The organism is Solemya velesiana gill symbiont, from assembly GCF_002020805.1.
Classification (GTDB): Bacteria; Pseudomonadota; Gammaproteobacteria; order Chromatiales; family Chromatiaceae; genus Sedimenticola_A.
The window spans coordinates 1-10,330 of record NZ_MPRJ01000093.1 but is presented as its reverse complement, the minus strand read 5'-3'; the positions used below and the strand labels follow the sequence as shown (position 1 = coordinate 10,330).

The window sequence follows — 10,330 nt, the reverse complement described above, 5'->3', positions numbered from 1 at the left end:
GCGCGCTTCCGGTCAGCTTTCTCGGTGTGAGCGTCGATGACGGTTTCACCCATGCACTGGGATACTCCTACAGCGATGATCCCAATTTCATGTACTGCGCTGAAGACATGACGACGGAAGAGGCAGCCAGCATCAACTACACCAACTGGTGGTTGCCCAGTTGCGGCCTTTCAGGCGGCTCTTCCGGCGGTCCCAGGGTGCAGCCCATGGATACCGAAACTGGCAGTGGGCCGGTCATCTCCGTCAACTCCTGGGGCTACACCTCTTCGCCCGGCATGGCCGGCCCGAAGCTGACGTCAGGCAGCTCTACCGCGGACTGCCTCTTTGTCATTGCAACAAGCCAATCACCGTTTGAATCGGTGCCGACTTCTGACGGCGATGCGGGTATCAAGCAGTCCTTTCCCTAGCGGTTAACGCTTTTCCGAGGCCGGTGGAGTTACACCACCGGCTTTTTTTATTCACCCGCTCATGATGCGCGGCCAGCGGTCGTGCACCGCTCCTTCCATCTCGGGGGTGACGGTGACCACGTAGACCCGTCGCTCGTTGTCCCAGTGGGCCACCAGGCCCTGCACCCACTTGCCGGGGGTCAGGTCGAACCAGTGGCTGTTGCCCTCGATATCCTTCTCCATGAACTGGGAGATCTGCAGCTTCACCGGGGTGGGAAACCACTTGTCCCAGCGCCCCTCGTAGATGGACTCCAGCCGCGCCCAGCCTCCCAGGGGCAGCTTCCCCGCCTGGCTCTTGCGCCGGCCCCAGGGCAGCAGCTCGATGCCGCCATCCTTTTTCTTCACCGGCAGCCGGGCCTTGGGGTTGGGGAAGTAGGTCCTCACCTCCTGGCCGTCGATCATGTAGTAGACGCCGCCGCACATGGTCTTCAATCCTTCTCTCGGTTGAGAATGGTTTCGCGGTGTCCGAACGGCTTCCAGACCGGGGCGATCACGTTGGGCATGTGCGAGCGCAGCAGCCGCCGCGCCGGGGCGAGGGCGAATTCGCCGTAGCGCCGGTTGATCTGGTCCCGCGCCTGGTTGAGGCGCTCCCTGCGCTGCTGGTCCGGGGCGAAGAGTTCGAGCTGGTCTCCCAAGGGGCGTAGATCCAGGGCGGTGACCTGGACCTGGTAGACCCCTTCGCCGTGCCACTGCTCCAGGGTGAAGCGATGACACAGGCCCATGATGATGGCGCCGTCGTCAGTGGGCGGATCATGGCGGTACTTGCTCCCCAGCCATCCCTCGGTGGCCCGCAGCCCGATGAAGAAGGTGCGGGCGCGGAAGCGATGGCGCCGCAGCCGCGTGGCCACCTTTTCCGACATGTGCAGCAGAAAGGTGTGTATCACGTCGATATCCTGGGTATCCGGTGGCATCACTTTCCCATGACCAATGGACTTTGGGGCTGGCACGTTGGTGTGTATCGGCTCCGGGTCCAGACCCTGGGTCATCAGCCAGATGCGTCGTCCCGGGTTGCCAAAGCGCTGGCCAATGTCCCCTATGGGTAAGTGTTGCATATCCTGGCAAGTATGGACCCCCCGGGACGACAGGTAACGGCCTATGCCGGTGGAGACACCGCACCACTCGGTTACCGGCACCCCTGCGAGAACGCTACGCGCCTCCCAGGGGGGGATGACGGTCAGTCCGTCGGGCTTCTGCAGCTTGGCGGCATACTTGGCGGTGGTCTTGTCGCCGCTCACCCCCGCCGAGCAGAGCACGCCGCCGGAGGCGTCGTACACCACCTGCTTCACCTCCCGGGCAATGGCCGTCGGGGCGCCCAGCAGGCGCTGGCAGTGGGTGACGTCCAGAAAGGCCTCGTCCACCGAGAAGATCTCCAGGTCCGGTGTGATACCGGTGAGGGTGGAGTACCTGCTGATGTCCCAGGTTACGCCGACACCACCTTCATGCACTAGGCGGTTCATTTGATCCGAGTCGATAGTCACCGGACTGTCCCTGAACTGTCCCTGCAGCAGGGCATTGTAGGCGAAGAGGTTGGCACGGTATCTCAGCCAGACGTAGCAATCCTTTTTTGCACTTTCAGCCTTTTTCGCTTTAACAAGAGGTTGGAATTTCTTGTTGAACGGGTCGAGAGAGGGGGTTTGGTGTTTGTGGAAGGGAGTGGCGATGCGGCCCATCCGGAAGTCGAAACCAGCAGAGCCGTTGGTGTAGTAGCCGACATTGGCACCTGCGCTGAAGGTGAGATCCCAGTTGACCTTTGACTTGTAGTCATCCAGGAGCAGATCACGATGTTCCACGGAATAGAGGAATGTCGGTTCGCCACCGTCGGAGATCTGGTTGTGCCAGCCCATCGGTCGGTCGCCGCCCTGCTTGTCATGAAGCCAGGTCTGAATTTCCCGTGCGAGGTCCAGACCCAGAACGCCGAGAGTGAAGCCGGTTCTAAGCGAGCTGTCTCCAGCGTTGCTCAGGGACGTTCTGCTGCTGGTAAATCCCAGTAGCGACGCATAGGGGCGATCGTCGTAAATCGGTGCAGTGGTCGTCAGGTCTCTTCCGGGGTGAAGGCCGTGAGGCTGAGCATGAAACTGTGGGAGGGGTCTTTATCGAAGGATTCGTTCAGTCCCCATGCGTTATCAATCTTTTTGCGGACGTTGTTGGTCAGAAAGTGATCCGACGTGACACGCTTGCCGAACCATACGACTGCCATGCCGTGGGTGTAGTTTCTGTCCTGGTTGTCGAGGGAGAGAAAATCCTGCTCCAGGTAGAGGGTGCCACCCTCGTTGTGCTCTTCTGCGCTGGCGATACAGGGGGCGAGGCAAAGCACTGCCAGGGCGATAAGGCTCGAGCGGTTCATGTTGATACACCTTGTTTTTATTTTGATTGTGGTGCGGGATACTAAAGTAACAAGGGGCAGAACACTATCGTACGTATATTTGCTGTTCAGATAAACTTGGCTTGGATGAGCTCGGTTGGAGAGACAAAGTAGTGACTGATGCGCGGCGTTTACCGGCGGAATGGGAGATACAGGACGGGGCGATGTTGACCTGGCCCCATGGTCAGGGGGACTGGGCGCCCTACCTGGGGAGGGTGGAGCCGGTGTTTGTGGCCATTGCACGCGAGGTTGCAAAACGCGAACGGTTGCTCGTTGTGTGCAACGACGAAGCCCACCAGGCGCATATCGAATCGCTGCTGAAAACCGAGGGTGTTGACATGGACCGGGTGCACCTTGCACTTTCACCCTCCAACGACACCTGGGCACGGGACCACGGTCCCATCACAGTGCTCCAGGGCAACGTACCCCGGTTGTGCAATTTCACATTCGACGGCTGGGGCGGGAAGTGCCCAGCAGAACTGGACAACAGCATTACCTCAGCCTTGAAGGGACAGGGCGTGTTCGGGGTGATTCCCATGGAATCCATCGACATGGTGCTCGAGGGGGGCGGGGTCGAGACCGATGGTGAGGGCACCCTGATGACCACCAGCCGCTGCCTGCTCAGCGAGACCCGAAATCCCGGTATCACGAAACAGCGCATGGAGTCTAAACTGGGCCAGTGGTTGGGTGTCCGCCGCTTTCTGTGGTTGGAGCATGGTGGCCTGGCAGGCGACGATACCGATGGCCATATCGATACCCTGGCGCGCTTCTGCGATTCCCATACCATTGCTTACCAGGCCTGTGGTGAGGCGGATGATATCAACTATCCCGAACTCAGGCGCATGGAGGAGGAGCTGAAGGCGTTGAGGGATGGCAATGATGAGCCCTACCGTTTGGTGGCGTTGCCGTCACCCGCGCCGATTCGCAATACCGAAGGCGATCAGCTTCCCGCCAGTTATGCTAACTTTCTGATAATCAACGATGCGGTGCTGGTACCTCTCTACAACGACCCGGCCGATACGGTTGCGCTGGAGAGACTGGCCAGCTGTTTTCCCGACAGGGAGGTGGTCGGTATCGACTGCAGTCCATTGGTGCTTCAATACGGCAGTCTGCACTGCGTCACCATGCAACTATTCCAGGGTATGCTGGCCTAATACGTTGCCGGATTAATAGTTGGGGGACGTCAGAATGTTAAGAGATCTAATCACACGGCAACGCCTTTTGTTCGCCAGTCTGCTGGTCGCTGTTATCCTCGCTGCGCTATACGTGACACCCCATAATGTGCAGGCCGCCGGTTTCAAGGCGGTGACCCTGGTCAAAGGATTGGAGCATCCCTGGGGTATGGCTTTTCTTCCCGATGGCCGGGTGCTGGTCACGGAGCGCCCGGGGCGTCTGCGGCTGATTGAGAACAACCGCCTGTTGCCGGAACCCGTGAAGGGACTGCCTGAAATAGCCGCCCATGGCCAGGGCGGTCTGCTGGATGTGGCGCTGCATCCCGATTATGCAGACAACGGGTGGATCTACCTCGCATATGTTGCCCGGGGCATAGGAGGCACGGGTACCGAAGTGGGGCGCGGGCGGCTGCAGGGCAACCGCCTGGTGGACTGGCAGCTGCTTTTCCAGCTGCAACCCAAGAGCGGTACCGGCCGACACTTCGGCTCGCGGCTGGTGTTCGACGGAGCAGGCTATCTCTATATCACCATAGGTGACCGCGGTGAGCGCAAGCGGGCCCAGAAACTCGGCGATCATGCCGGCTCGGTGATTCGCCTGTACGATGATGGCCGTGTGCCTGGGGACAATCCGTTCGTCGACACGGCGGGAGCCCGTCCCGAGATCTACAGCTACGGTCATCGCAACCCCCAGGGTGCCGTGCTGCATCCGGACCGTGGCGCGTTGTGGATTCATGAGCACGGCCCCCAGGGAGGGGACGAGATTAACGTGATCGCCCCCGCTACCAACTACGGTTGGCCGGTGATCAGTTATGGTGCCGAGTATGGCATCGGTATCCCCGTAGGCGAGGGCACCCACAAGCCGGGTATGGCCCAGCCTATCTACTACTGGGTACCCTCCATCGCCCCTTCGGGGATGATGTTCTATAACGGTGACAAGTTCCCCCAGTGGCGGGGTAACCTGTTTGTCGGCTCCCTCAAGTTCCAGTTGCTGGTGCGTCTCGAGACGGACGGTGAAAAGGTGCTGAAAGAGGAGCGTCTGCTCAAGGGGCAACTGGGGCGTATTCGCGATGTGCGGAACAGTCCCGATGGCTATATCTACCTGCTTACCGATGCGTCCGATGGTCAACTGGTGAGGCTGGAGCCTGCCGACTGAGTTGTGCGTTTATCAATGCAGCTGGTTTTTTTAAACGAAAGTATCTATTGCGCCACGCTTCTCTTCATCTTCAAGGGCGCCACTTTCCGATAGCTTCTGCTGGAGACTGTTGCCGGGAGTGCCTGGACTGTTGGCTTCAGTCGCTTCTTTCAGCTCTTCGCGCGCTTCCACCCGAATCTCGGCACGCGCCGTTGCGGCCATGAGGGTGGCAGCCGCGGCAACCTGAAGATCCTGGCTTGATGGATTAGCGGGGGCCAGCGCCGCACGCTTGATGGTTTCGGCCTTCAGTGCGGTCGCCTGGGGATTGCCCCGGACCCCGCTGGTGTCGATGGCCACCTCGCCGCCCGCGGCGTAGAGTTTGCCATCAGGTCCGCGTGTGTATTGAAAACTGGCACCGCCTCTCACTACGCCGCCGCCCGCGGCGATGTGGGCCTGCTCGTGGGCGCGCGCCTCCCGGTCCCGGCGCTGCAGTTTGCGCACCTGTGTCTGCTCCTGGGTGGTGAGGCGCTCTTTTTCGAGTCCGTTTCCGGTCTCTTCTGTTGCCGTCTTTCCTTTGCTGTTTTCCTGGGCGGTTCCCTTGCCGGTGCTGTTGCTGAGCTGACCTTGATACGGATGCAAGGTGAGGGAAGTGATTTCCATGGAAAAAAGAACCTGCTGTGGCGCGTACTTTTCAAGTATAGCAGAGGAGTAATTGGCGCTTGGGAACCCAGGCCCCTCGCTCACTTACATTCTGCTTGAAATGGTGTTTACTTAGAGTAGCAACAACAAAAACTCTACGGAGGCTTGTCGGCCATGTGTAATAAGCCGAAGACTGTGTCCTGCCCCGAACCTTTCGAGCCGCTTTTTCTGGAAGCTGAGAAGCAGATGGAAGGCTTCTTTTCTTCTTTAGAGCGCAAGCCTGAAACTGGAACACTCACTATCAGCGGCGAGCGGTATATTCTTGCCCGGGCCGCCACTTTCAGTGTGCAACTCCGCAAGATCCTGGAAGAGGAGTACGGACGGATTGCGGCCGAGAAGCTGGCGTACAGCCTGGGGCGGGCTGCTGGCATAAAGGACGCTGAATTCTTCATGGAGAAACTGATGCTGGAGCGTGGTCCGGCGGCGCTATCTGCCGGTCCGGTCCACTTCGCCTTCGTAGGCTGGGCATATGTGGACATCTTCCCTGAGTCGGCACCGACTACAGATGAAAATTACTACCTTATCTATGATCATCCTTACTCCTTCGAAGCCGACGCCTACATGCGGGAGAAGATAGAGACAGACCGGCCAGTCTGCCTGATGAACGCGGGGTACTCCTCAGGCTGGTGCCAAGTGGCCTTCGGTGTCGAGTTGGCCGCTCGTGAAATCACCTGTCGGGCAAACGGTGATGACCAGTGCATATTTGTCATGGGGCACACATCGCGCATTCATGAATACGTGGTGGAGGCACAGGAACGCTACGGAAAACTGGACTGAAAATTGGGCTCCAGCTTACGGATTGCATAAGAAGTACTGGCAATGCAGAGATTGGTAGAATTGTTGGAGAAACTGAGGGAGACACGCCCGGCACCCCCATGCCTGAAGTCAATCTCGATGAATTCTCTGATGGTGAGAAAGCACTGTGGGAAGAGATTCTGAAGTTATTCGATAGCCGCAATGAGTTGCAGGCCCGGTATCGGCGTTCCATGGCGCAGTTATTGGCAGATGCCGATGCGCTTACTGAAACGCTCGGGCGTATCGGGCTGGGCGATTTCAATGCCCCCGTCGCTGATATAAATCATCCTGGCCTTAAAACTGTCAGTATCGGTATTGAAGACATGGTGCGGCAGCTGAAGCAATCCCAGGATGAACTCAACAAGCTGATCATGGAGTTGAGGCTTAGTGAAGAAAAATTCAGGCAACTGGTGGAATCCACCAATGACTGGATATGGGAAGTTGATAGCAACGGGGCTTTCAGGTATTCCAGTCCGCAGGTTGAATCGATATTGGGTTACAAGCCAGAAGAGATGATTGGGCGTACCCCATTTGAAATGATGCCTGAAAAAGAGGGTAAAAAACTGTTAGCAGCGTTTAACGAGTGGAAAAAACGTGCCGCATTAATCACGAGGATTGAAAACGTCAATCTCCACAAGGATGGAAGGCGTGTCATCCTTGAGACAAGCGGTGCTCCTTTTTTCAATGAACATGGAGAGGTCATTGGTTACAGGGGAGTGGATCGCGACATAACAGACAGGAAGCGCATGGAGGATAGATTGAGGCATCTTGCCAGCCATGATGCATTGACCGGCGCGTATAACCGCCAGGTGTTTCAGGAAAGAATCCGTGAGGAAATGGACAGGGCTGAAAGATATGATCTGACTCTATCGATTTTCATGCTTGATATTGACCACTTTAAACGTGTCAATGATAGCTTTGGCCACAGTGCAGGAGATAGGGTACTCCGTGATACCGCGCAGATTCTGGAGAAAACCATTCGCAAGACGGACTTTATTGCGCGTTATGGCGGAGAGGAGTTTACTGCCATTCTTCCGGAAACCGGTCTCGTTAATGCACGGGAGTTGGCAGAACGGCTGCGTTCCCGGATTTCTGAATACAACTTTCGAATAGGCGGCAGTAAAGCACTTAAGCTGAGTGCAAGCATCGGCGTCGCTGCTTATCCGGAGCATGCACAGTCTGCACAGGATTTAGTGGATGCGGCGGATTCGGCTATGTACGCCGCCAAGGCTGCCGGTCGTAACAAGGTGAAGACGGCTTGACCTCTATATAGCAGCAAGCTCCAATTTGCCCAAAGCAGACTTAATTCATAATGAGTATCCCTCCAGTACACAAGGCCAGGAAAAGGTTTGGCCAAAACTTCCTACATGAGCAGGGAATCATCCGCCGTATTGTCAGCAGCATATCCCCCAAAGAGGGAGGTCATATGGTAGAGTTCGGGCCCGGTCAGGGCGCTATTACGAAAGAGCTTCTTAAAGCGATTGGCAGGCTTGAGGCGGTAGAGCTCGACCGGGATCTGCTCCACCCACTGGCTGAAATGTGCACCGATCTGGGTAAGATACATGCCTATAATGCCGATGCAACGAAGTTCGATTTCTGCCAACTGTCTGAAGACGGAAAGCCGCTACGGCTTGTGGGCAACCTGCCTTACAACATATCGACATCCATCCTGTTCCACCTGCTTGAACAGGCTCACTGCATCAAGGGCAACGTATCTTCGCAGCGGCGGGGCTTGCGCCCAACGATTTCATGAAGTTGGTTGACCAGAGCCCTTCCCCGGGTCACGCTTCATGGTCAGGCTGGATCCCTTTTACCGTTGACAGCAAGATATAAAACTTGGATATTGTTCAGTGGAAGGATGGACGGTTTTGTTTGAAGGGTGTTGGCTGCCATGCATATACACCGTTACCGTGCTCTAAATTACATGATATTCCAACACTTAAACACAGGTAGTGACAAATGAAAAATCTATATAAACTCCCTCTTACCATTATGGCTGTTGCGGTGATACTGGGAGGACTCGCGGGTTGTAACACCATGAAACATGAGCCGCCGCCACCAGCACCGGAGCCGACTGTTGAGCCAACACCCGAGCCGGCACCACCAGCCCCAGAGCCGGTTCTTGAGCCTAAACCCGATCGCGGTTGATAGTGCTTCGCTTCCCGGTTTCGATCGTATTCGATTCCGGGAAGTTTGACTCGACGCCAACATGACACTTTGAACTGATGCCTCTGCGCGTTGCCAAACCTCGTAGTAATTGAGTTCGACCTGCCATAATGGCAGGTATCAGCGAAGAGACCGGCTGGCCCAGCCGGTAAAAGGCCGCTTTGTCAGATCATGCCGAAACTCTCATTTGACAATGCGTTTACACCAAGCGATTTTGTCGTGCTTTAATTACCAGGCGACTTTATCGTAGTTGTCGCAGAAAAAACGGTTTTCATTTGCCGTGCATACCATATCTCGAGCAATTCCGACGCCTGTTTGCAGACCAAGATGCACATGTCGCCTGTATATGCTGCACGAGATCGATCGAATCGCCGCAAAAACCATGCTGCATGTAATGAGTTATGCCATAAAATCAAGGTCTTAAGGTTTACTATGGAGCAAACCTGGTACGCCATTGCAATGCCTGCCAAGCTCTCCCGAACCGTCGTAATCGTTTTATTCGTCATGCTCGCCGGTTACACCGGGATGGGTGGCGCCACCTCGTTGCACCCCGCTTCTCTTGATATCGCCAGCGGATCTGTTACGTCTCCACTTGCACCTGAGTACGTGATCGCCCCGGACGGATCCGTGACACTGCGTATCTGTTTTAACTGGTCGTGTGCGAGCAGACAGACCGTCACCTTCACAGCTGACGATATAGCTCTCGTGAAAAAACGCATGGCGATTTGCTCGGGCTCGAATATTTACGAAAGATTGCAACGCGTACGCATAGGCATCTGGCAAATGGAACGGTTGGCAGAAAAGTATCAGCCGTTGTTAGCCAACGATCTTTCCATTAATGATTTTGAAGAGGACGTTGAGGGGCGGACGGATTGTATCGATAATTCCAGCAACACCACGACTTATCTGCATATCCTCCGCGATACCGGGGAACTGCCCGGGTGGATGATCTCAAAGCCCAAAATGCGCCTTCCTTGGATTATCACCGAAGTTCACTGGACGGCCGTAATAACCGATACGGAAAGCAGGCTTCCCTGGAGCATTGACTCTTGGTATCGCCCGAACGGCCATCTGCCAATGGTCATCCCCTTGCAGAACTGGATAAACGAGGAAAATGCTTGGGAACCGCCTTTCGAACACATTAACCAAATCCCGCACTCGGCTTACGAGCTTTGTGACACGCAACGGCCTAACCCCCTTTAGCCTCTTGACGCCATTACCGCTCAAGGCAAGATCCATTTTCAGCTCTACCAAGGCGCCATGCAGGTCAAGCACCTGATTCGATTTCTGCGTGGACTGATAAAGAATACCAGCCCAAGTTTCGTCGTATTCCGGCATGACAAGAAACGCTATGCAGCCTAGGGCCTGTTAACACTAATCAAGGTATCAACGATCAGCGCGAACTGAATAAAAACAAAAATACGACATCCAATTTATCAAAGCGTGAAAAAATCCTTCTAAGCCTTTCAATCTCCGAAACAGCCTTTTTACCTCATTCCGTTTTTTGTACATGGCCTTATCATATTCCCATGGGGATATGCGATTGCTCTTTGGCGGT

General features: G+C 55.9%; 10 protein-coding genes and 2 pseudogenes. 7 read left to right on the top strand and 5 right to left on the bottom strand.

The features are described from left to right. A pseudogene (locus tag BOW53_RS11510) lies at nucleotides 1–407 on the top strand (hypothetical protein); the annotation flags it as partial. Between the two features lie 51 nt (nucleotides 408–458). Here the strand turns inward: BOW53_RS11510 and BOW53_RS11505 are convergent. Genes BOW53_RS11505 through BOW53_RS11495 form a run of 3 tightly spaced genes read right to left on the bottom strand, consistent with a single transcriptional unit; the run spans nucleotide 459 to nucleotide 2,790 of the window. Beyond that, nucleotides 459–878, bottom strand: coding sequence for a hypothetical protein (locus BOW53_RS11505; RefSeq protein WP_425442929.1), 420 nt, complete (start codon nucleotides 876–878; stop codon nucleotides 459–461). Further along, entirely contained in the window at nucleotides 875–2,434 is a 1,560-nt protein-coding gene (locus BOW53_RS11500) for a lipid A-modifier LpxR family protein (protein ID WP_245832133.1), read from the bottom strand. The genes BOW53_RS11505 and BOW53_RS11500 overlap by 4 nt, the downstream gene beginning before the upstream one ends. A gap of 44 nt (nucleotides 2,435–2,478) precedes the next feature. Next, nucleotides 2,479–2,790, bottom strand: a complete 312-nt coding sequence (locus BOW53_RS11495; protein ID WP_078488125.1) for a lipid A-modifier LpxR family protein — start codon at nucleotides 2,788–2,790, stop codon at nucleotides 2,479–2,481. Nucleotides 2,791–2,921: 131 nt separating this feature from the next. Here BOW53_RS11495 and BOW53_RS11490 point away from each other — a divergent pair, with 131 nt between their 5' ends. Together BOW53_RS11490 and BOW53_RS11485 are read left to right on the top strand one after the other, a co-directional pair. After that, on the top strand, nucleotides 2,922–3,962 hold the full coding sequence (locus tag BOW53_RS11490) for an agmatine deiminase family protein (protein WP_078488130.1): 1,041 nt from the start codon (nucleotides 2,922–2,924) through the stop codon (nucleotides 3,960–3,962). A 34-nt stretch (nucleotides 3,963–3,996) separates the two neighbouring features. Continuing rightward, complete coding sequence (locus tag BOW53_RS11485; protein ID WP_078488124.1) at nucleotides 3,997–5,133, top strand: PQQ-dependent sugar dehydrogenase; 1,137 nt, start codon at nucleotides 3,997–3,999, stop codon at nucleotides 5,131–5,133. A 30-nt stretch (nucleotides 5,134–5,163) separates the two neighbouring features. Here BOW53_RS11485 and BOW53_RS11480 read toward each other — a convergent pair whose 3' ends face one another. Continuing rightward, nucleotides 5,164–5,772: a putative metalloprotease CJM1_0395 family protein gene (locus tag BOW53_RS11480; protein WP_078488123.1), complete on the bottom strand. Its 609-nt coding sequence runs from the start codon at nucleotides 5,770–5,772 to the stop codon at nucleotides 5,164–5,166. A 153-nt stretch (nucleotides 5,773–5,925) separates the two neighbouring features. Here BOW53_RS11480 and BOW53_RS11475 point away from each other — a divergent pair, with 153 nt between their 5' ends. The 4 genes from BOW53_RS11475 (at nucleotide 5,926) to BOW53_RS11455 (ending at nucleotide 9,975) form a co-directional block, all read left to right on the top strand. After that, the gene (locus BOW53_RS11475; RefSeq protein WP_078488122.1) at nucleotides 5,926–6,588 is read left to right on the top strand and encodes a V4R domain-containing protein; all 663 of its coding nucleotides are present in this window, start codon (nucleotides 5,926–5,928) and stop codon (nucleotides 6,586–6,588) included. Between the two features lie 98 nt (nucleotides 6,589–6,686). Continuing rightward, the gene (locus BOW53_RS11470) at nucleotides 6,687–7,868 is read left to right on the top strand and encodes a diguanylate cyclase (protein ID WP_078488121.1); all 1,182 of its coding nucleotides are present in this window, start codon (nucleotides 6,687–6,689) and stop codon (nucleotides 7,866–7,868) included. A gap of 50 nt (nucleotides 7,869–7,918) precedes the next feature. Continuing rightward, nucleotides 7,919–8,359 carry a ribosomal RNA small subunit methyltransferase A gene (locus tag BOW53_RS11465; protein WP_078488120.1) on the top strand — a complete coding sequence of 147 codons (441 nt, stop codon included), beginning with the start codon at nucleotides 7,919–7,921 and terminating at the stop codon, nucleotides 8,357–8,359. A gap of 845 nt (nucleotides 8,360–9,204) precedes the next feature. Further along, nucleotides 9,205–9,975 carry a hypothetical protein gene (locus BOW53_RS11455; protein WP_245832132.1) on the top strand — a complete coding sequence of 257 codons (771 nt, stop codon included), beginning with the start codon at nucleotides 9,205–9,207 and terminating at the stop codon, nucleotides 9,973–9,975. A 155-nt stretch (nucleotides 9,976–10,130) separates the two neighbouring features. On the opposite strand, the pseudogene BOW53_RS11450 reads toward BOW53_RS11455, so the two are convergent. Then, nucleotides 10,131–10,330, bottom strand: a pseudogene (locus BOW53_RS11450) (IS5-like element ISCARN85 family transposase); the annotation flags it as partial.

Bases quoted from the DNA above. Each gene is read 5' to 3' on its own strand.
- BOW53_RS11495 (WP_078488125.1), bottom strand. From the start codon at position 2,790: ATGAACCGCTCGAGCCTTATCGCCCTGGCAGTGCTTTGCCTCGCCCCC.
- BOW53_RS11485 (WP_078488124.1), top strand. From the start codon at position 3,997: ATGTTAAGAGATCTAATCACACGGCAACGCCTTTTGTTCGCCAGTCTG.
- BOW53_RS11480 (WP_078488123.1), bottom strand. From the start codon at position 5,772: ATGGAAATCACTTCCCTCACCTTGCATCCGTATCAAGGTCAGCTCAGC.
- BOW53_RS11475 (WP_078488122.1), top strand. From the start codon at position 5,926: ATGTGTAATAAGCCGAAGACTGTGTCCTGCCCCGAACCTTTCGAGCCG.
- BOW53_RS11470 (WP_078488121.1), top strand. From the start codon at position 6,687: ATGCCTGAAGTCAATCTCGATGAATTCTCTGATGGTGAGAAAGCACTG.
- BOW53_RS11465 (WP_078488120.1), top strand. From the start codon at position 7,919: ATGAGTATCCCTCCAGTACACAAGGCCAGGAAAAGGTTTGGCCAAAAC.
- BOW53_RS11455 (WP_245832132.1), top strand. From the start codon at position 9,205: ATGGAGCAAACCTGGTACGCCATTGCAATGCCTGCCAAGCTCTCCCGA.